We start from the raw sequence: 20,736 nt of genomic DNA, 5'->3' as shown, positions 1-20,736 counted from the left end.
GATACCACGACGGCGGGGGTCATGTCAGCGGCTGTGGCGTGATCGGTCGGGCTTGTTAGGTTCCGAGTGTGACGCCGCGACGAGGAGACGACGCATGACCCGGCCCCTTCCCTTCGACGTCGCTCCCTGGAGCCTCGGGCTCAGCGGATTCGACGAGCACGGCCTCGCGCATCGCGAGTCGGTGTTCTCGCTGTCCAACGGTCATCTGGGGTGGCGAGGCAACCCCGACGAGGGCGACCCTCACCGCACGCCCGGCAGCTACCTCAACGGATTCTTCGAGCGGCATCCCATGCCCTACGCCGAGGACGGATACGGCTACCCGGACGCGGGACAGAGCGTGATCAACGTCCCCGACGGGAAGATCCTTCGACTGTTCGTCGACGACGAGCCCTTCGACATCCGGCACGGCCGGGTGATCCGCCACGAGCAGCGCCTCGATTTCCGTGCGGGCACGCTGACCCGGGAGATCGAGTGGACGTCTCCTGCGGGACGCACGGTCGAGATCGTGTCCACCCGTCTGGTGTCGCTGACGCACCGGTCGGTCGCGGCGGTGCGCTACGAGGTGCGTGCGGGTGACGGGCCGTGCGCGATCACCGTCCAGTCCGAGATCGTCGCAAACGAGCCCCTGACCGAGGTGCATCCGGATCCGCGCGTCAAGGAGGCGCTGGCGGCGCCGTTGGAGAGCCTCGGAGACCACCTGCTGGGCACGCGGGCGACGCTCGTGCACGTCACCCGGCGCAGCCGCCTGGGCGTGGCGGTCGCGATGGATCACGTGGTGCGCTGCACCGGTGGCCCGCCCGTCATCGCGACGGAGACATCCGCCGATCTGGCGCGCACCACCATCCGAGCGGATCTGAACGAGGGCGACCGGCTCGACATCGTCAAGGTGGTGGGCCACGAGTGGTCGGATTCCCCGTCGGCCACCGAGCTGCGTGATCGGGCGGATGCCGCCGTCATCGAGGCGCTGGGGATCGGGTGGGACGAGCTCGTCGCCGCCCAACGGGCGTATCTGGATGAGTACTGGGCGTGCGCCGACGTGCTCATCGAGGGGGAGCCCCGCCTGCAGCAGGCCGTGCGCTTCGCGCTGTTCCACGTGTGCCAGGCGGCCGCACGCCTCGAGTCGCGATCCATCCCCGGCAAGGGCCTCACCGGCGCCGGCTACCAGGGGCACACGTTCTGGGATTCCGAGACCTTCGTGCTGCCCGTCCTCACATCGACGGCGCCGGCGAGCGCGGCGCAGGCCCTCCGGTGGCGTCACGCCACTCTCGGCCACGCGCGGGAGAGGGCGACGCAGCTCGGGCTGAAGGGCGCGGTCTTCGCCTGGCGCACGATCGACGGGCAGGAGAGCTCCGGGTACTGGCCTGCGAGCATGATCGCCTTCCACCTCGGCGCCGACATCGCCGCAGCTGTGAGGGGATACGTGCGCGCCACCGGCGATGAGGAGTTCGAGCGCGAGGCCGGGCTGGAGATCCTGGTCGAGACCGCGCGCATGTGGGTGTCCCTCGGGCGATGGGATGACGCGGGGCTCTTCCACATCGACGGCGTCACCGGACCCGACGAGTACTCGGCGATGACGGACGACAACACCTACACGAACCTCTCGGCGAAGGCGAACCTCGAGGGCGCCGTCGACGCGGCGCTCCGCCATCCGGACGTCTCCGAAGCGCTGGGGGTGTCCGCCGACGAGATCGACGACTGGCGGCGCACGGCCGAGGGCATGACGATCCCGTTCAACGAACGACTCGGAGTGCACGAGCCGTCCGCCGGCTTCACCAGCCGAGAGCTGTGGGACTTCGCGTCCTCGGCCCCGGATCGCTACCCCCTCCAGGAGCACTTCCCCTACTTCGACCTGTATCGCAAGCAGGTCATCAAGCAGGCCGATCTCGTCTTGGCGCTCTACACGGCCCATGAGGCCTTCACGCAGGAGGAGAAGGCGCGGGCGTTCACCTACTGCGAGGCGCTCACCGTGCGGGACTCGTCACTGTCGGCGGGAGTCCAGTCGGTGATCGCCGCGGAGGTCGGTCAACTCGAGCTGGCCGCCGACTACCTCGCGGAGGCGGCGACCCTCGACCTCGACGATCTGCAGGGCGATACCGCCGACGGCCTCCACATCGCGTCGCTGGCCAGTCTGTGGACGGCGATCACCGCGGGCATCGGCGGCATGCGCCACGGCGTGAGCGGGCTCCGTTTCGCCCCGCGCCTGCCCGCGCAGCTCTCGCGGGTGAGCTTCGGCATCCGGATCGGAGGCCGCACGCTGCACCTGGACATCACGCCGGAGACGACCCTGTACCGCCTGACGTCCGGGCCGGAGCTCGGAATCGAGCACTTCGGGCGAGAACTCGTGCTGCGGCCGGGGGCGGAGACCACCGCGGCCAACCCGCCCGCGGCTGCGCCGGGCCCCCGCCCGGCGCAGCCCGCAAGCCGCGCACCGAGGCCGTTCTCGACCGCGTTCGCGCCCTGACGCGGCGCCGGCGGCCTCAGCGGCCGAAGAGATCGTCCAGCCCCGGCAGACCGAGGCCGCTCGCGAGATCGCCGATCCCGCTCCCTGCCTCGGCGACGTGGTCGCCGATGCCCTGCACATACTCTCCGGCCCCGGGCAGGAAGTCGCCCGCCCCCTGGGCGATCGCGTCCAGATCGACCCCCTGGGCGAGCGCATCGAAATCGATCCCCGCGGCCGCCGCCTGCCCGAGCATCGCGGCGCCGACGCCGCCCATCACGGCCGCGCCCGCGACCGCGCCCAGCGCGCCGCCCCCGACGAATGCGGCTCCCGCGACGCCCCGCCCCGCCCCGCCGGTCCGCGCGAGCAGACCGCGCAGCCGGCCCGGATGTGCCGCCTCGGCTCGGGCCGCCGTCCGGGCGAGGTCGGTGGGCTGGGCCGTGCGGGGGCGCTCGTGCGCGGGGAGCTCGGCGCGCATGTGCGCGGCGATCTGCTCACGCTGGTCGGGCGTGAGACGGGAGAACGCCTCGTGATGCACCTGCTCGATCTGGTCGGGCCGAGCGGTGCGCAGCAGGTAGTCATACCGGGCGATGGCGGCGCGGTCGTCGGCCGACCCGGACGGCGCACCGGCGGCGCTTCCGGGGGCGGGCGGCGGCGTGAGCGGATCAGCGGCCGCCCCCGGCCCCGAAGCGGCCGGACGGGCCTGGCTCCCCCAGTCCGACGGGACCTGCCCGTTTCCGCGGGCCGGGGACGACGACGACGCGGAGTCCATCGCCTTCTTCGCGAGCCGGATGAAGGAGTCGAGTCTGCTCATGTGGGTCCTCCAGAACGGTCGGCGCGCAGCCGACGGCGACCAAAGTCTCCTTCACCCCGGATGACCGGGGCCCGCGGCCCGGGACTCGATCGCGAATCCGTACTGACGGGCACGCCGCGTGGAAGTACTCCCTCTGTGGGCTCCGAAGCTACCGGCCGACCTTATGCGCTGCCCGGGAGCATGTCCGTCCCTGGCCGCTCCTCCCGCGTTCGGAACGACTCGACCGCCATCGCGATCACCCGCGCCATGGGGCGTCGGATCAGGTGGTCGCCTCCGCGGATGCGATGGACGGTGACGTGGCGCATCCGCTCGATGACGCGCAGCCCTGCGGGCACCAGGAAGGGGTCGAGCGTGCCGTAGACGACCTCGATGCGCACGTCGGTCGCCGCGGCGTCGGTCACGATCGTCTGCGTCTCGATCGCATTCTGGAGGGACAGCACAAAGGCCTCCCAATTCCGCTCGCTCACCTCGAACGCATCCTTGATGGGAGACATCCGTGCAAGCAGCGCCGCGTTGCGGAGTGTGAAGGTGCGCTTGCGCCGGAGGAAGTCGTAGACGCGCCGGTACAGTCCCATCGCCGCGCGATCGACCGGATCTCCCACGAGGTCCGGCGGGAGGTAGACCGGCGGGCTCACGAGCACCAGGCCCATCAGATCCGATGACCTCCGCGCGGCGAATCGCGTGGCGATGAGCGCGCCCATCGAGTGCCCCACGAGCACAAAGGGCTCTGCGAGGTCGAGCCGCGCCAGCGTGCGCTCGAGGTGCTCGACGTGCTCCTCCAGGGTGAATCGTGCATCCGGGGGCGAGGGGGACTCGCCGAAGCCCATGAGATCCACGGCGATGACCCGATGACGGCCTCGCAGAAGAGGAACGACGTTCTCGAACGTGGCGTGGGACGAGGCGATTCCGTGCACGAGCACAACGGCGGGCCCCTCCCCCTCGTCGACCGCGACATGCAGCGACGGGCCCCGCCGGGCGATCACCCGATCACGCAGCCGGGACACCACGGATCTGCGTGCGGACGACATGCGCACAGGATAACCGCGCGTCGATTCTGCGCAGCGGCCCGCGCCGACGCGAGACCGGGGTCGCGCGACGCCGCGCGACCCCGGTCTCGAGTGATCACTCGGCGGGCATCAGCACCGAGTCGATCAGGTACACGGTCGCGTTGGCGGTCTGAACGCCGCCGCACAGCACCATGGCGTCGTTCACCATCCACTCGTCGCCGCTGCCGGTGACCTCGAGGTCCGAGCCCTGCACGGTCGTGTGCGTTCCGGCGATGTCGGCCGGCTCGATCTGGCCGGGCACCACGTGGTAGGTCAGGATCGAGCTCAGCAGGTCGGAGTCGGTCTTGAGCGTCTCGATCGTGGCCGGGTCGATCTTGGCGAACGCGTCGTCTACGGGGGCGAACACCGTGAACTCGTCGCCGTTGAGCGTGTCGACGAGGTTCACGTCGGGGTTGAGCTCACCCGAGACCGCCGACACCAGCGTCTTGAGCATCGGGTTGTTCGACGCGGCGACCGCCACCGGATCCTGCGACATGCCCTGGATCGAGCCCGCGCCGTCCGGCACCATCTCGGCGTAGTCGGCGCAGGCGGGTCCGACGAGGTTCGCCGCGGGGTCCATCGCCGAGTCGGTGCTCGTCTCGGTCGGCTCCTCGCTCGTCATCGGAGCCGTGGTGGTGTCCTCCTCATCGCCGGACATCCCGCCGCCCGTGCACGCGCTCAGCGCGATCGTCGCGGCGAAAGCGAGCGCCACCGCGCCCGTGACCTTCAGCTTGCTGTGCATCATGACCTTCTCCTTCGTGTGAGGCACGCGCCCGAGGCGAGCGGTGCGACGCCTTCCGGCGCTCACTGGTCGTTCGGCGCCCTCGCTCCGTCGGATTGGAGGTCCGAGCAAACCGGTTGGGAGTCGGCGCCGAACCAGAGACGACGAGAACGAAGAAGGAGTTCCCATGACACTTGCGATCATCGGCTTTCTGGGAGGGCTGATCACCGGCATCTCGCCGTGCATCCTCCCGGTTCTCCCGGTTGTGTTCCTCACGGCCGGCGCCCAGTCGGCGCGGTTCGAGGGCGGATCGGGCGACCCGCGGCCGGCCTCGCGTGCCCGGCCCTTCCTCGTGATCCTCGGACTCATCACGAGCTTCACGATCGTGACGCTGTTCGGATCGCTCCTCCTGGGCGCTCTGGGGCTGCCTCAGGATGTGGTGCGGTGGCTCGGCATCGCCGTGCTGCTGCTGATCGGCATCGGCCTGATCATCCCGGCGGTCGAGCGCCTGCTCGAGCGCCCCTTCCAGTGGATCCCCCAACGCGAGGTCGCCAATCGCGGCGGCGGTTTCGGAGTCGGTCTCGCCCTCGGCGCGGTGTTCGTGCCCTGCGCCGGCCCGGTGCTCGCGGCCATCATCGTGGCCGGATCGACCGGCCGCATCGGAGCCGAGACCGTGGTGCTCACGACGGCGTTCGCTCTCGGGGTCGCGGTGCCGCTGCTGGGCTTCGCCCTCGCCGGGCGCAGCGTGATCGAGCGCATCCGGGCCTTCCGCACCCGCGAGCGCGGCCTGCGCATCGCCGCGGGAATCGCCATGCTCGCTCTCGCCGTCGGCCTGGCGTTCGACGTGCCGGCCGCGCTGCAGCGCCTGGTGCCCGACTACACCCCGGCGCTGCAGCGTCCGCTCGCCGAAGACGAGGCGGTACAGGAGGCCCTCGACCTCGGCGGCCTGGTGACCGAGGAGAACAAGGATCTCGATCAGTGCACGAACGGTGCCGAGCAGCTCGAGTCCTGCGGCACCGCCCCGGCGCTGAAGGGAATCGACTCCTGGCTGAACACACCGGGCGGCGCCCCTCTCACACTCGACGAGCTGCGCGGATCCGTGGTGCTCATCGACTTCTGGGCCTATTCCTGCATCAACTGCCAGCGGAGCATCCCGCACGTCGTCGCCTGGGATGAGACCTATCGCGAGGCCGGCCTGCAGGTGATCGGCGTGCACTCGCCGGAGTACGCCTTCGAGAAGAGCGAGGCCAATGTCGCCGCCGGCGCCGAAGGGTTCGGCATCGAGTACCCCGTCGCGCTCGACAACCGTCTGGCGACGTGGACCAACTACCGCAACCGGTACTGGCCCGCTCACTACCTCGTGGACGCCGAAGGCACCGTGCGCCACATCTCCTTCGGCGAGGGAAACTACGCCGCGACCGAGAAGATGATCCGCGAGCTCCTGGTCGACGCGGATCCGGATGTCGCGCTCCCGCCGCAGACCGAGGTCGCGGACGCCACGCCGGACGTGGGCAGCACCACACGTGAGACCTTCCTGGGATCGGCCAAGGACGTCAACTTCGCGGGCCCCGAGCCCTATCGGCGGGGCGAGGCGGATTACGGATTCCCCGCCCGGCAGGCGAAGGACACCTTCGCGCTCTCGGGTGGGTGGTCGGTGGAGACGCAGTACGCGACCCCGACGGAGCCCTCGGCTCGCGTGCGTCTGGAATACCGGGCCCGGGAGGTGCGGATGGTGCTCGCCGGCGAGGGCACGGTGACCGTGTCCGGTGACGGGGTGGAGACCCGTGAGATCACCGTCTCCGGCACGCCGCGCTCGTACGCGCTGCGCGACGGCGAGGCACGGGAGCAGGGCGCACTGGAGGTGCAGGTGTCGCCCGGCGTCGAGGTGTACTCGTTCACGTTCGGATGACCGGGAGGGGCGAGGACGGCCGGAGGGCGGTGAGTAGGGCATGCTGATGGACATGGGGATCGACGGCGTCGAGGTGAGCGAGGACGGTCCCTCGGTCGATCACGTCGCGCTCCTGCTCACGCAGATCGCGGAAGGCGACCAGGGCGCCTTCGCGCGGCTGTACGACATGCTCTCCTCCCGTGTCTTCGGACTCATCCTGCGCGTCCTCGTGGATCGGTCGCAGAGCGAGGAGGTGCTCCAGGAGGTCTTCCTGGAGATCTGGCAATCCGCCGGGCGGTTCGCTCCGAACAAGGGGCAGGGAAGATCGTGGATCCTGACCATCGCCCACCGGCGAGCCGTCGACCGGGTCAGAGCCTCCCAGGCGAGCACCGATCGCGATGCTCGGATCGGAATGCGAGATCTCGAAGTGGCGTTCGACGGCGTCGCGGAGGACATCGAGCTGCGGATGGACGCGCAGCGCGTGGTCGAAGGGCTGCGGGCGCTGCCTCATGCGCAGCGTGAGGCGATCGTGCTGGCGTACTACGGCGGTTACTCTCAGAGCGAGATCGCGGCCCTCGTCAGCACGCCGCTCGGGACCATCAAGACGAGGATGCGCGACGGCCTGTCGCGCCTGAGAGCAGAGCTGGGGGTGAGGACATGAGGGAACGGGACTTCGAAGAGCTGGCCGCGGGCCACGCGCTGAACGCGCTCAGCCCCGAAGACGAGCGCGCGTATCGCGACGCCGTCTCCGCGGACGCCACTCGCGCCGACCTCGCCGAAGCCGACACCGAGACCGCCGCCCTGCTCGCGGACGCGACCTCACCCGTGACTCCTCCGGACCGGATCCGGGCAGAGCTGCTGGCGCGTATCGCCGCCACGCCGCAGCACACCGCGTCGACCGCGGAGAGCCGCTCGCCCGAAGCCGCCGGCGAGGGCACCGCGCCCGGCGAGCCGACGCGCCGAGCATGGGGTCCGCGGGCATGGTTCGCGCTCGCGGCATCCCTTGTCCTCCTGGGCGGAGGCGGCGCGGCGGCGATCATCGCCACGCAGTCCCTCACCCGGCCGGCTGCCGTCGTGGCGCTCGACCGCATCGAGAGCGCTCCCGACGCGCGCAGTGCGGGCGCAGAGGTCGCCGGCGGCGGCGACGCCACGCTTCACTGGTCGGTCGAGCTCGGTGCCGCTGTGCTCGTCTCCCGCGACCTGCCGGAGATCGCCGAGGATCGCCAGTTCGAGCTCTGGTACGTGCGCGGCGACGAGGCGATCCCGGCCGGCGTGTTCGACGCGTCCGCCGAGACCACGACGGCGCTCCTGGAAGAGGGGATGCGCCCCGGCGACGTGATCGCGGTCACCGTCGAACCGCACGGCGGCTCCCCCGATGGCCGCCCGAGCACCGACCCCATCGTGGCGATCCCGACCGAGTGATCCGCCGCGGTTGAAAACGTCCGCACGGTCGCTACTGTGAGGCACATGGCGCTTCGCAGACTCCTCCTCACGGCCTCTTCCACGCTCGCCCTCGCGCTCCTCGTCGCGGGATGCGCCTCCGGTGTCGGCAGCGAGACGCCCGGCGCCACCTCCGCTCCCCCGGCGGGCACCGCGACGCCCGACGACGACCGCGACGATCTGGAGGCCGCCCTACTCGACGAGGGTCGTATGTTCGGCATCGTGAGCTGGGGATCCTCGACGTGCATCCCGCAGGTGACCAACGTGAGCGCAGACGGTCAGACCGTCTCGGTCACCCTCGCCGACACCCAGGCGGAGGACACCGCCTGCACCGCCGATCTCGCGCCCCGCGCGAGCATCGGCGCGCTGCCCGAAGGCGTCGACCCGACCAAGGAGATCGTGCTCCAGGTGAGCTACGGCCAGGTGAGCGAGGACATCGACCTCGACCCGCAGCCGGAGGCGACGGGAACCCCCGGCACGACCACTGATTTTGTGCCGTCCGCAGGCTGGTTCGACGATGACGGGCTTGTGCTGCTGACCTGGGGCTCGTCGACCTGCCCGCCCGTGGTCGAGTCGGTCGAGGGATCCGGCAGCGAGGGCACCGTCACGTTCGCGGAGAAGGCCACCGGGCCCTGCACCATGGACATGGCTCCGCGCGGCACGATCATCGAGTTCGGCGAGGACCGCATCGACGACGACGTGCCGTTCACGCTCACCCTCGTCGGCGGCGCGCTCGACGGCACCCTTCAGGTGCGCTGATGCTCGCGACCTCGGACGAGGTCGGTCGGCAGCGCGCGCTCGATGCCCTCGATCTGCTCGATCAGCCGCGCGACGAGCGGGTCGATCGCATCACGAAGCTGGCACAGGAGCTGTTCGACGTGCCCATGGTGAGCGTGACTCTGCTCGACCGCGATCGTCAGTGGCGCATGTCCGAGATCGGGCTCGGCGGACGCGAGGCGCCTCGCGAGGACGCGTTCTGCGATGCGACGATCCGCCAGCCGGGCACCCTGGTCGTGGAGAACGCGGAGGCCGACCCGCAATTCGCGTCGAATCCCTTCGTCGTCGGCGATCCTCACCTCCGGTTCTACGCGGGACACCCGCTGCAGGCTCCCGGCGGCGAGAAGATCGGCACGCTGTGCATCCTCGACACCAAGCCGCGGGTGCTGTCGCAGCGCCAGCGGGAGCTGCTGGAGGAGCTCGCGGCCTGGGTACAGAAGGAGATCACGCGCGAGGGCGAAGTGGCACTGGCCGCGATCGTGCAGCGGGCGCTCGCCCCTCACACGATCCCCTCGCTCCCGGGGTACACCATCGCGGCGCAGACGAAGCCGGCGGGTGAGCTCGCCGGCGACTTCTACGACCTGTTCCTGCACAACGACCGACTGCGGCTCACGCTCGCCGATGTGATGGGCAAGGGCACCGGTCCGGCGATCGTCGCGGCAGCGGCCAGAGCGGCCCTTCGCACAGCGCCGGAACGACCGCTCGCGACCGCCATCGAGCAGCTCGACCGTCTCCTCGAGTCCGACCTGCGCGATCTCGACATGTTCGTGACCGCATTCCACGCGGAACTGGACCCTGACAGCGGAGAGGTGACCTTCGTCGATGCCGGGCACAGCCTGGCGTTCGTCTTCCGCGCCGACGGCTCCTGGGAGCGGCTGCGCATGCCGGCCCTGCCGCTGGGCATGGGGTTCGGAGAGGCGCGCACCGCCGCCACCGCCCGGCTGATGCCCGGCGATTCGCTCGTCTGCTGCAGTGATGGTCTTCTCGACGTTCTGGACCCCGAGGATCCGTTCGGCGACGTGGCGACCACCCTGCGACGGCACGGTCCCGCCGACGCCGTCGGCGAGGCCATCCGACGAGCACGGTCCCACCGGGCCGAGGACGACGTGACCGTCATCGCGATCACGCGCGATTGAGCGGATCACCGCCCCGTCCCGCTTCGGCGGGGCGGGGCGGTGTCGCTCCGGGCGACATCCCGCGCGTCAGGGGCGCAGGAGGATCTTGCCCGCGCGGCCCGGCGCGAAGTTCGCCCGCGCCGCCGTCGCGATCTCCGCGAACGGATAGACGGCCTCCACGGGCAGGGTGATCGTCCCGTCGGCGAGGCGCGTCAGGAGCTCCTGCATCAGGCGCCCCCGGTCCTCCGCCGACATCGCGGCGCTCACCTTGCTGCCCCAGAACCCGCGCACCGTGGCCTGCCGGAAGATGACGTCGCCCGAGCCGATCTCCATCGTCGGCGAGGCCATCGCCCCGAAGACGACGAGAGTGCCGTTCTCGGCGAGCAGCGACATCACGTCGCCGCTGGAAGATCCGCCCACCGAATCGACGCCGACCCGGATCGGCGCGCCCCCGGTGATCTCGGTCACCTGATCCCGCCAGCCCTCAGAGTCCGTCGCGACGATGCGCCCGATGCCCTGGGCCTCGAGCTCGGCGACGCCATCGGCGCGCCGCACGAGCCCCACGACGTTGATGCCGCGACCCTCCGCGAGCTGGGCGACAAGACGCCCCACGGCGCCGTTCGCGGCGTTCTGGATCATCCAGGCGCCCTCCTCCAGCCCCAGCGAGTCGAGGAGGCTGATGGCCGAGAAGGGCATCGCGACGAGCTGCGCGGCGACCTCGTCGCTCATCGTGTCCGGGACCGGGATGAGGGATGCGGCCTTCGCGACGAACTGCTCAGCCCACACGCCGAAGGTGCCGCCCGTTGCGACGCGCTGACCGACCTCCAGGTGGTCCACCCCCTCACCGAGCGCGTTGATCACGCCGACCGCCTCCGTGCCGGCGCGAGCGGGCAGGTCGGGCTTGTAACCGTAGGTGCCGCGCACGGTCCAGAGGTCGTGATTGTGGATGGGCGAGAGGCTGAGGCGCACCCGCACCTCCCCCGGCGCGGGCTGCGGTGTGGGCATGTCCTCGACCGCGAGCACCTCCGCGGGATCGCCGAATGCGTCGTGGATGAGTGCCTTCATGTGGACCTGCCCTTCCTCTGCCAACAAACTTAGTTGTGCACAATCTAATTGCGTGCAACACTACCCGGATGTCAGGGATCGATCAGATGGTGTGCTTCTCGTTGTACTCGGCGAGCCGAGCCACGACCCGGGCCTATACGAGTCTGCTCGAACCCTGGTCGCTGAGCTACCCGCAGTACCTCGCGCTGGTCGCGCTCTGGCTCGAAGGAGAGCAGTCAGTGAACGCGATGGGCGAAGCGCTCGAGCTCGACTCGGGCACCCTCTCCCCGCTGCTGAAGCGGCTCGAGGAGAAGGGGCTCATCGAGCGCCACCGCAGCGCGCGTGATCAGCGCGTGGTCATGATCTCCCCGACCGTCCGCGCGCAGGAGCTGCGCGCGGAGCTCGCCCACATCCCCGCGGCGATCGCGCGCGGGATGGGACTGCCCGACATCGAATCCGCGCTCCGGCTCGTCGATGCCCTCCACCGACTCACCGCGGGAATGGACGACGTGCGCGACGGCGCGCAAGTATCCGCTCGACAGAAAGAAGGATCACGATGAATGTCTGGCGGCAGCTCCTCGCACCGAGGCCGAAGACGCACGTGGCCCGAACCGTCGGGCGGACCCTGCTCGGCGCGATGCTCGCGTTCGCCGGCATCGGACACCTCACCTTCGCGCGAGTCGAGTTCCGCGACCAGGTGCCGGAGCTGCTGCCGGTGGACCCCGACGTCGTGGTGGTCGGGTCGGGCGTCGCCGAGATCGCGCTGGGCGCGGCGCTGATCGCGGTTCCCCGCCGCCGGGTTCCCGTCGGTCTCGCGGTCGCGCTCTTCTTCATCGCGATCTTTCCCGGCAACATCGCGCAGTGGCTCGGCGGCAAGGACGGCTTCGGGCTCGACACCGACGCGAAGCGGTTCGTCCGTCTCTTCTTCCAGCCGCTGCTGGTGCTCCTCGCCCTGTGGTCGACGGCGGCCTGGCGCGACCGCCCGCGACTCGGTGCCCGGCGAGGAGCCTCCCGGTCCCGCCGCTGAGCCCGGCTCCGGCGCCGGCGCAGAGTCTTGCCGCGAGTACCTGCGCCCTGGTAAGCGTGAGGGGCACCTACTCCGCACGAGAGATGAGATCCACGTGGCTGCTCCGCTCGTCATCCGCAACGTCACCCTCGTCACCGGAGATCGCGAGGGCACAGTGCTGCCCGACTCGACGATCGTCACGGATGCGAGCGGACGGATCTCCGCCGTCGGCGCGGCCTCAGCGGCCGCGATCCCGGCGGGGGCGCGGATCATCGACGGAACCGGGCGCTTCGCCATGCCGGGCATGATCAACGCGCACGCGCACCTGTTCTCGGAAGGCAAGCCGCTGCCGCCGATCCTCCTCAGCGAGCGCGCCGAGAAGCTCGTGTCGATCTTCATGAAGAGCCCGGTGGGGCGCGCCTATCTGCGCAAGCGCACCAGGGACGCGGTGGTCACGCAGCTGAAGACCGGAGTGACGACGATCCGCAGCGTCGGCGACCCGGGCTACGAGGGCGTGGAGATCGCCGCGGCGATCGATCGCGGCGATCTCGTCGGACCTCGGCTGCTCGCATCCGGCCCCCTCCTGGCGGTGACCGGTGGGCACGGCGCGCCGCAGATCGCGCTGATCAGCGACAACCCCTGGGATGCCCGCCGCAACGTGCGCGAGAACATCAAGCGCGGCGTGAAGGCCATCAAGATCGCCGCGACGGGTGGCGTCACCGATGCGAAGACCATCGGTCAGGCCGGCCGCCCCGAGATGACCGAGGAGGAGATGACGGCGATCTGCGAGGAGGCCCACGGGGCCGGCATCCTCGTCGCCGCGCATGCGCAGAGCGCGGCGGGCATCGCGGCGGCGCTCCGCGCGGGGGTCGACACCATCGAGCACGGCGCGGCGATGAACGACGAGATCATCGCGCTCTTCAACGACAACCCGCGCGCTCTCCACGGTCGATCCGCGCTCATCCCCACCCTGCAGGCATGCCTTCCCTTGGTGCGTCTCGGCAACGAGGTCACCGGCATCAATGAGGTGAACAAGGCGAACGCCGTCATGGTCCTCGACGAGATGCTCGAGGGTATCCGCACCGCCATCGAGCACGACATCGCGCTCGGAATGGGCACCGACTCGGCGCTGACCTTCGTGACCCACTACAACACCTGGCGGGAACTCGACCTGCTCGTCCGCGTCGGCGGGCTCAGCCCGGCCCGCGCGCTGCACGCCGCGACCCAGTCGAACGCGCAGATTCTGGGCCTCGACACGGAGACGGGGACGATCGCGGCCGGGCTTGCCGCCGACATCGTCCTGACGGAGGCAAACCCCCTCGACGATCTCCGGACGCTGGCCGCACCGTTCGCGGTCATCGCGCGGGGCACCGTGGTCGATGATCTGAGCGTGATCCGTTTCCCCGAGATCGACGCGAAGCTCGACACCATCTGACACCCATCGGGTCGTCCACCAGCGAGGAGGCACCATGACACGGCAGAGCGACACACAGGAGAACGGATTCTGGAGCGCGCGGCTGATCCTGTCGCTGGTCCTGACCGCCGCGGCGCTGATCTTCGTCTTCTCGAACGTGCACAGCGTGCCGATCATCTTCTTCGGGATCACGCTGACGCTGCCGATGTGGATCTGGTTCGCCGTGCTGCTCGCGGTGGGCATCACGATCGGCTGGATGCGCCCAGGAAGCCGGCGTCAGCGTCCGCGCGGCCGACGGTGAAGCGCCTTCGCGCGCGGGCCGGGCTGCGCCGGCCCTCTCAGCCGATGACGGCGCCTGTGGATCCGGCTCCGCAACGAGCCGCAGGGCTTCCCGCCGTCGCCCTCTGGCTGATCGCGGTGTTCGTCGTCATCCTGGGAATGCGTGAACTGGCCTGGCTCATCGCCCCGGCATTCCTCGCTCTGGTGATGGTCATCCTCGTGCATCCCGTGTACGCGGGACTCGCACAACGCGGGGCGCCTCGCGCGCTCGCCCTGACCGCGATGATCCTCGCCGCCTTCGGCATCCTGGCGGCCCTGGTGGCGCTCGTCCTCTACGGACTCGCCCGCCTGGCGACGATCCTGCCCGCCTACGGCGCCGCGGCGCTCGCGTCCCTGACCGAGGTCACGGATGCCCTCGCGCACCTCGGCATCGGCACCCCCCAGATCCGCGAGCTGCTGGAGAGCGTGGACATCGCCGCGCTGGCGCGGTGGCTGACGGCGCAGATCCCGTCGCTCATCTCGGTGGGTACGGGCCTGATCCTGTTCTACAGCCTCCTGATCTTCATGGGCATCGAGTCGGCTCAGCTGACGCAACGTGCCGCCGCGCTCGACCGCGATCACCCGCGCCTGGCGACCTCGCTGGTCGCCTTCGCGCGGAACGTGCGCCGGTACGTCGCGGTCACGGGCGTGTTCGCGATCATCGTCGGCGCCCTCGACGCCCTCTTCCTGTGGGCGCTCGACATCCCCCACCCGCTGCTGTGGGGACTGCTCGCCACGGCCTGCAATTTCATCCCCTACGTCGGGTTCATCATCGGCCTGGTGCCCCCGGCCCTTCTCGCGCTGCTCGACCACGGCTGGCCGGGGATGCTGCTGGTGATCGCCGTGTACGTGGTGCTGAACTCGATCATCACCTCGCTGCTTCCGGCGAGGTTCGTCGGCAGCGCGGTCGGCATGTCGATGACCGTGACGATGGCCTCGGTCATCTTCTGGGCCTGGGTGCTCGGGCCGCTCGGCGCCGTGCTCGCGATCCCCTTCAGCCTGCTCGTCAAAGCCGTCTTCATCGACGGAGTCCCTTCTGCTCAGTGGCTCGCGGGCTTCGTCGACGCCGCGCCACGCCGCGCCCGTCCGGCGCGCGATCCGGAAAGAGGTGCTCCGTGAACGATGACGACCGCCAACTGCGCGCAGATCGACTCAAGGAGCGCATCTATGTGACGTTCGCCGCGCTCGCCGTCACCGTGACTCTCCTCGCGCACGGGCACGTGTCCGCTCTCGAGGCGATCATCACCCTCTCCGTCACCGTGCTCGGCACCTTGTTCGCCGTCTTCACCTCGGACGTGGTGTCGCATCTTGTTGTGCATCAGAGGCTGCTCCGACGAGACGAGCTGCGTCACGCGACGGCGACCACGTTCAGCGCCGTCGGCGCCGTTGTGCTCCCGCTGGCGTTCCTGGGTGCGGCTGCGCTCGGACTCTGGCGCACCGAGACCGCCTTGACCGCGGGGGCCGTCGCCCTCCTCGTTGCGCTGGTCGGCATCGGCTACCTCGCTGCGCGACGCGTGCCGCTGGTGTGGTGGCAGCGGCTGCTTGTGCTCGGCGCGGAGGCCGCGCTGGGCCTCATCGTCATCGTTCTTCAGCTCGCCGCGCACGGGTGAGCTCGGGACGTGGTGACATCGCCCACACCGGAGCAACAGCGAGGCGGCAGAGCCGGAGCCTCCGACCTGCCGCCTCGTCGCGTCACGCGACAGCGATCGCCTGCCTCACTTGAAGATGCGAGGGAGGAAGTCGCTCAGCCCCTGCCACCACACGTCGAAGCCGTGCGGTCCCGGGATGACCGTCTTGACGACGGGGATCCCGGCGGTGGTGAGGTTCGACTCCATGCTGTTGATGGCGTTCACCGCACCGGTGTCGACGTCGCCGGCGAACAGATCGACGAGCTCGGTCGAGGCGATCGCCGTCTGACCGGCCGGCGTCGACGGATTCACCGCCGCGCGGGCGAAGGGCGGGGAGAACATACCGAAGTAGGCGAACTCTCCGGGATGGTTCACCATCGTGTTGTGCGTGAGGTAGCCACCCCACGACAGACCCGCGAGCGCACGTTCGGCCGGCTCGTCGGAGACGTTGTACTGCCCGTCCACGAGCGGCATAACGCTGCCGGAGAGGTCGTTCCACATGTCGGACGGTGCGCCTGGATAACCGGGCATCACAACGACCATCGGCTCGAGCTCGCCGCGCTCGTAGAGGTTGTCGAGCACCTGGGCTGCGCGACCGACCTCGGTCCACGACGCGTAGTTCTGTCCGAAGCCGTGATAGAGGTACAGCACCGGATACGGCTCCGCCCGGTTCTCGTCGTAGTCGGCCGGCGTCCACACCTTCAGCTTCGAGGCCCCGAATGCGCCGGAGTAGCTGAGCGTGGCGAGGTCGCCGGTCTTCTCCGCAGGGAGGTCGGCGAGCAGCGGCGTGCGCACGCCGCCGGGGACGAACAGCTGGCTCTCGATGTTCTCCGTGTTCTTGGTGTCGGCCGGATCGTGGAAGGCGACTCCGTCGACCTCGTAGCGCCAGTAGTAGTACCCGTCGATCGGACCGATGGTGGCGCGCCAGCGGTCACCCTGCTTGGCGAGCGGGATACGGAACCACTGGCCGTTCGGGGCCCAGTTGCCCCACAGAACGACGTCCTTCGCGTTGGCCCACTGGGTGCCGGTCTCGAAGGTGACCATCCCGTTGTCATCGATGTGCGGGGTGGTGATGCTGCCGACGGACGGCGCCGTGTAGGGCTGCGTGAGCTCTCGGTGCCCCTCGCTCATCCCGCGATCCTCGACGTGGGGCTGGAAGGCGCGGCTGGCGAAGTCACGGAGGTTCTCCCGCCACGTGTCCCAGACGCCGCCCGTCTCGGGGTGAACGCCATCGAACTCGATCCGGACACCGGCCTGGGCGAGTGTCTGCATCGCCTCGTAGGTCGTGTTGTACGCCGGGTCGAGGGTGTTGCCCACGTAGAAGCGCATCAGGTCGGTCTTGGCGTTGACCTTGCGGGCCTCGGCGGCGGTCACCTCGGTGCCCGCGGGAAGCGCACCCGAGAGGGAGCCGACCGAGCCGAAGACGCCCGGCTCGTCCAGAGCGAGGGAGATCGCCTGCGCCGCGCCCTCGCCGATTCCGGCGATACCCGTCTCCTTCACCTTGCGAGAGACGTTGTAGCCCTGCTTGACGGCCGGAATGAGGTCGTCCATCAGCTCCGCGCGAGAACCGTCGCCCTCCAGATCCGCCATGACCACGACCATCGACGCAAGGTCGCCCTCGAGGGAGAGGTTGTCGAGGATCTGCGCGGCACGGCCGAGCTCCAGCCACTCGCTCACCGACTGCCCCTCGTCGCCGAGGAGGTAGAGCACCGGATGCGCCTTGGCGGTCTTGGTGGTGTAGCCCGGGGGCGTCCACACCATGGCCGGCTCGTCACCGCCGTACTCCAGCGCTGACACCGTGCCACCGCCGGTCTCCACGTCATCCATCCACTCGACCTCGGGTCCGGGCACGAAGAGCGTGTTCCAGTCGGGGTGAGAGGCGATCTGCGTGGTCGCGTCGGGGTGCCGGAAGGTCACCTTGGAGCGGTCGGCCTTGGTCGCCACGTACTCGTAGTAGTACAGGCCGGGCTCCATGGGACCGATGTTCGCGACGCAGTTGGAGCCGTTCGCGTCCAGCCCGACGGCCGCCCAGGTGCCCGACGGCCCGATGTTGCCCGCCAGCTCGGCGCCCGCACCCGTCGAGTTGCCGCAGGCGCCCGAAGGCACCGACGTCTTGGGGACGGTGAAGTAGTGGTAGATCCCGCGCTGCGACTCCCACGGATCCGAGTCCGCAGAACCCGTTGCCGCAGCGGCGGGAACCGCCACTGCAGCCAAGCCCGCGGCGCTCAGCGTGAGCGCCAGGGCGGCGCCGACGCCGCGCGTGACGCGGTGCCGGGTCGCCGATGGATAGTTCGCCATTGAACAGCCTTCCATTCGTTGCAGTGATGACGTCTTCGAACGCGACGAAGACCAGCCCGATCCGCATCGATCGGACCGCTGCCGCGTCCGCCCCGGGAGGAACCACTCCGTCCCAGCAGGAGCGAAAGCTGACCTTGCGCTTCCCAGTACACCGGTTTACTACACCGGTGTACTACCGTCAACCACGGTGGCGCGCGACACCTGGCAGGCCCTGATCAGCGGGTGGTGGACTGTCGCTGGATCAGTTCGAAGTCGATGACGACCTGACGGGGAGCGCGCTGCTCCTCGCGCGCGATGCCATCCACGTTGGCGCCGATGCGCTCCTCCAGCGCCGCGACGGCGTGACGGGCGATCAGACGGGTGCCGGGGTCGATGGTGCTCAGTGTGGGGCGGGAGTACCCGGACTCCTCGATGTTGTCGAACCCGATGACGAGCACGTCCTCCGGGACCCGGAGCCCTCGATCCTGCAGCACCGACATCGCCCCCAGCGCCAACGTGTCGGTGAAGGCGACCACGGCATCCAGACGCACCCCGCGGTCGAGTATCTGCGCCATCGTGGCGGCCCCGGTGGCGTGGAAGTAGTCGGGCACCCCGATGACCGAGCGAGGGTCGACCTCGAGACCCCGCGCCGCCAGAGCCTGACGGAGTCCTTCGAAGCGGAGAGTGCCGCTGCTCGATGATGCGTCGTCCTTCAGACCCAACGGCACCACCGTCTTCGCGCCCGCATCCAGCACGTGATCCGTGGCGGCCCGCGCGCCGGCGACGTTGCTCATCGTCACATGATCCGCTCCGACGTCGAACACTCGCTCGCCCAGCACAACGAGCGGGAAGTTCACATCGAACAGACCGACGTCGTCCTGTCCCAGAGCCAACGGCGAGAAGATGACACCGTCAAACCGGGACCGGTAGCTGCCGTCGAGCACGCGCAGTTCGCGCTCCCGCTCGTTGTTCGTCTGCTCGATGAAGACCGTCAGGCCTCGCGCCGAGGCCTCCTGCATCACGGCGTCCGCCAGTTCCGCGAAGTACACGCTGCGCAGAGCCGGCACGACAAGGGCGATAGCCCCGGTCCTCCCCCGCCCGAGGTTCCGCGCCGAGACGTTGACGTGATAGTCCAGCGCGCGGATCGCGTCTTCGACACGCTCCTTGGTCTCCGGGCGCAGATACCGGTAGCCGTTGAGCACGTTCGAGACCGTCTTGATCGACACGCCAGCAAGCTGAGCGACATCGCGGATCGTCGCCGACCCACTCACCTTGCGCGCCACAGTCGATCCCTTCGCTCGTCGGCCGTTCTCCCCACGCTACCGACTCCTCGCGCAGTGACGGAGCAGCACCCCAACGCGCCGGCATGTTATCAACGTGGTTGATATTCCTGGGACATGATGCCAAGGTCGGATCGGCCGGTCACGGATGGCCGGGTCCCACAACAACGTCGTTGACACAGGGAGAGACAATGCCGACTACGCATCGGATCAGGAACGCCGCGATCGCCTCTGCGGTCGCCACCGGGCTCGCCTTCTCGGCGTCGCCCGCCGTGGCAGCCGAGGGCGAGCGGGTGCTCGAAGGTGCACTCACAGACAGCACGCCGTATCGCTTCGTCATCCCGGACGACTGGAACGGCACCGTGTTCGTCGACATGGACTTCGCGGCCGGGCCGATCGGCGACGCCGAACAGGCGCTCATCGACCGGGGCGCCGCGTATGGCGGCACCACCCGGAACGTCACGGGATGGAACATCGGCGGGGCGATCGCGAACCAGCTCGAGGCCCTCGACGTGTTCACTGCCGAGATGGGCGAGCCCGAGCAGGCGATCACGATGGGCAGCTCGATGGGTGGCTTCGTCGCCGCGGCGACGGGTGAACTGCACCCCGATCGCATCGACGGGGTGCTCGCCGCATGCGGTGGTCTCTCCGGCACCGTCTCGCAGTGGAATCAGAAGCTCGACACGGTGTTCGTACTGTCCGAGCTGCTGGATCCGGAGGGCTCGCTGCCCGTTGTGGACATCCCCGCGGACGTTTCCGGGGCGCAGCAGGCGTGGATCGGTCACCTCACCGCCGCGCAGGCCACCCCCGAAGGACGGGCGCGCATCGCTCTCGCCGCCGCGATCGGCCAGCTGCCCGCGTGGTCGCAGACGATCGCCGATCCCTCCCCGCGGGACGCCGACACGTATGAGCAGGCCTGGTTCGGCGCCCTCGCCGGCGATCCGCTCCCCTACATCGGGCAGGCAATGAGCAGCCGACGCACCAGCACGCTGCTGTTCGGCGGTCTCCCCTCGTGGAACACCGGGATCGACTACGCCGAGCAGCTGCGCAAGGCCTCCCCCGAGGCGCGCCGCGTCGTCGCCGACCTGTATGAGCGCGCCGGGCTCAGCCTCGAGGCCGACCTGGCGACGGTCAACGCCGCGGAGCGCTACCAGGCCGATCCCGACGCCGTCGAGCGCTTCGCGGCGACATACGAGTTCACGGGCGAGATCTCGGTGCCGACGCTCACGCTCAACAACGTCGGCGACCAGATCTCGACGGTCGCCCAGCAGAGCGCGTACGAGCAGCGCGTGAAGAAGGCGGGCAATGCCTCGCTGCTGCGCCAGACCTACGTCGCCTCCGCCGGACATTGCAACTTCACGGCCGCGGAGACCGTCGCCGCCGCCGAGCTCCTTCTCGAGCGCCTCGACACGGGCCACTGGGGCGGAGGCACGTCGGCTCATCAGCTGAACCGGGCTGCGGCCGCGCTCGACCTCGGCGAGGCGCGCTTCATCCGCTTCACCCCCGACCGCTTCAACCGGGGCTGAGGCGA

19 protein-coding genes are annotated in these 20,736 nt (G+C 69.7%); 13 read left to right on the top strand and 6 right to left on the bottom strand.

What is annotated here, in order from left to right:
* Positions 1 to 94 precede the first annotated feature (94 nt).
* Complete coding sequence (locus J5V96_RS12645) at positions 95 to 2,461, top strand: glycoside hydrolase family 65 protein (RefSeq protein WP_208500042.1); 2,367 nt, start codon at positions 95 to 97, stop codon at positions 2,459 to 2,461.
* Positions 2,462 to 2,477: 16 nt separating this feature from the next.
* Here J5V96_RS12645 and J5V96_RS12640 read toward each other — a convergent pair whose 3' ends face one another.
* From J5V96_RS12640 to J5V96_RS12630, 3 genes are all read right to left on the bottom strand, one after another.
* Entirely contained in the window at positions 2,478 to 3,251 is a 774-nt protein-coding gene (locus J5V96_RS12640) for a cation-transporting ATPase (protein ID WP_236014364.1), read from the bottom strand.
* A gap of 161 nt (positions 3,252 to 3,412) precedes the next feature.
* A complete protein-coding gene (locus J5V96_RS12635; RefSeq protein ID WP_208500041.1) occupies positions 3,413 to 4,279 on the bottom strand; it encodes an alpha/beta fold hydrolase in 867 nt (288 codons plus the stop codon).
* Positions 4,280 to 4,373: 94 nt separating this feature from the next.
* Positions 4,374 to 5,042 carry a fasciclin domain-containing protein gene (locus J5V96_RS12630; RefSeq protein WP_208500040.1) on the bottom strand — a complete coding sequence of 223 codons (669 nt, stop codon included), beginning with the start codon at positions 5,040 to 5,042 and terminating at the stop codon, positions 4,374 to 4,376.
* Between the two features lie 163 nt (positions 5,043 to 5,205).
* Between J5V96_RS12630 and J5V96_RS12625 the strand changes: the two genes are divergently transcribed.
* Genes J5V96_RS12625 through J5V96_RS12605 form a run of 5 tightly spaced genes read left to right on the top strand, consistent with a single transcriptional unit; the run spans position 5,206 to position 10,259 of the window.
* Positions 5,206 to 6,927 carry a cytochrome c biogenesis protein DipZ gene (locus J5V96_RS12625; RefSeq protein WP_208504285.1) on the top strand — a complete coding sequence of 574 codons (1,722 nt, stop codon included), beginning with the start codon at positions 5,206 to 5,208 and terminating at the stop codon, positions 6,925 to 6,927.
* Between the two features lie 40 nt (positions 6,928 to 6,967).
* Positions 6,968 to 7,567: an ECF RNA polymerase sigma factor SigK gene (sigK, locus tag J5V96_RS12620; RefSeq protein ID WP_208500038.1), complete on the top strand. Its 600-nt coding sequence runs from the start codon at positions 6,968 to 6,970 to the stop codon at positions 7,565 to 7,567.
* On the top strand, positions 7,564 to 8,328 hold the full coding sequence (locus tag J5V96_RS12615; protein ID WP_208500037.1) for an anti-sigma factor: 765 nt from the start codon (positions 7,564 to 7,566) through the stop codon (positions 8,326 to 8,328). Before sigK ends, J5V96_RS12615 begins: the two co-directional genes overlap by 4 nt.
* 45 nt (positions 8,329 to 8,373) lie before the next feature.
* A complete protein-coding gene (locus J5V96_RS12610; RefSeq protein WP_208500036.1) occupies positions 8,374 to 9,105 on the top strand; it encodes a hypothetical protein in 732 nt (243 codons plus the stop codon).
* Complete coding sequence (locus tag J5V96_RS12605) at positions 9,105 to 10,259, top strand: PP2C family protein-serine/threonine phosphatase (protein WP_208500035.1); 1,155 nt, start codon at positions 9,105 to 9,107, stop codon at positions 10,257 to 10,259. Before J5V96_RS12610 ends, J5V96_RS12605 begins: the two co-directional genes overlap by 1 nt.
* Positions 10,260 to 10,325: 66 nt before the next feature.
* Here J5V96_RS12605 and J5V96_RS12600 read toward each other — a convergent pair whose 3' ends face one another.
* A complete protein-coding gene (locus J5V96_RS12600; RefSeq protein ID WP_208500034.1) occupies positions 10,326 to 11,303 on the bottom strand; it encodes a zinc-binding dehydrogenase in 978 nt (325 codons plus the stop codon).
* Positions 11,304 to 11,371: 68 nt separating this feature from the next.
* Between J5V96_RS12600 and J5V96_RS12595 the strand changes: the two genes are divergently transcribed.
* The 6 genes from J5V96_RS12595 to J5V96_RS12570 all read left to right on the top strand — a co-directional run bounded on the left by J5V96_RS12595 (position 11,372) and on the right by J5V96_RS12570 (position 15,630).
* Entirely contained in the window at positions 11,372 to 11,842 is a 471-nt protein-coding gene (locus tag J5V96_RS12595; RefSeq protein ID WP_236014363.1) for a MarR family winged helix-turn-helix transcriptional regulator, read from the top strand.
* A complete protein-coding gene (locus J5V96_RS12590) occupies positions 11,839 to 12,309 on the top strand; it encodes a DoxX family protein (RefSeq protein ID WP_208500033.1) in 471 nt (156 codons plus the stop codon). The genes J5V96_RS12595 and J5V96_RS12590 overlap by 4 nt, the downstream gene beginning before the upstream one ends.
* Positions 12,310 to 12,403: 94 nt before the next feature.
* Entirely contained in the window at positions 12,404 to 13,723 is a 1,320-nt protein-coding gene (locus J5V96_RS12585) for a metal-dependent hydrolase family protein (protein WP_208500032.1), read from the top strand.
* 34 nt (positions 13,724 to 13,757) lie between these two features.
* The gene (locus tag J5V96_RS12580; protein WP_208500031.1) at positions 13,758 to 14,003 is read left to right on the top strand and encodes a LapA family protein; all 246 of its coding nucleotides are present in this window, start codon (positions 13,758 to 13,760) and stop codon (positions 14,001 to 14,003) included.
* 44 nt (positions 14,004 to 14,047) lie between these two features.
* A complete protein-coding gene (locus J5V96_RS12575) occupies positions 14,048 to 15,139 on the top strand; it encodes an AI-2E family transporter (protein WP_208500030.1) in 1,092 nt (363 codons plus the stop codon).
* Positions 15,136 to 15,630: a hypothetical protein gene (locus J5V96_RS12570; RefSeq protein WP_208500029.1), complete on the top strand. Its 495-nt coding sequence runs from the start codon at positions 15,136 to 15,138 to the stop codon at positions 15,628 to 15,630. The genes J5V96_RS12575 and J5V96_RS12570 overlap by 4 nt, the downstream gene beginning before the upstream one ends.
* Positions 15,631 to 15,735: 105 nt before the next feature.
* Here the strand turns inward: J5V96_RS12570 and J5V96_RS12565 are convergent, their stop codons facing one another.
* A complete protein-coding gene (locus J5V96_RS12565; protein WP_208500028.1) occupies positions 15,736 to 17,946 on the bottom strand; it encodes an alpha/beta hydrolase-fold protein in 2,211 nt (736 codons plus the stop codon).
* 215 nt (positions 17,947 to 18,161) lie between these two features.
* Positions 18,162 to 19,196, bottom strand: a complete 1,035-nt coding sequence (locus tag J5V96_RS12560) for a LacI family DNA-binding transcriptional regulator (protein WP_307793512.1) — start codon at positions 19,194 to 19,196, stop codon at positions 18,162 to 18,164.
* A 200-nt stretch (positions 19,197 to 19,396) separates the two neighbouring features.
* Here J5V96_RS12560 and J5V96_RS12555 point away from each other — a divergent pair, with 200 nt between their 5' ends.
* Complete coding sequence (locus J5V96_RS12555; RefSeq protein ID WP_208500026.1) at positions 19,397 to 20,731, top strand: alpha/beta fold hydrolase; 1,335 nt, start codon at positions 19,397 to 19,399, stop codon at positions 20,729 to 20,731.
* Positions 20,732 to 20,736: the final 5 nt, after the last annotated feature.

Source organism: Microbacterium stercoris (assembly GCF_017592545.1).
GTDB lineage: Bacteria > Actinomycetota > Actinomycetes > Actinomycetales > Microbacteriaceae > Microbacterium > Microbacterium stercoris.
This window is presented reverse-complemented; position numbering and strand designations above follow the sequence as displayed.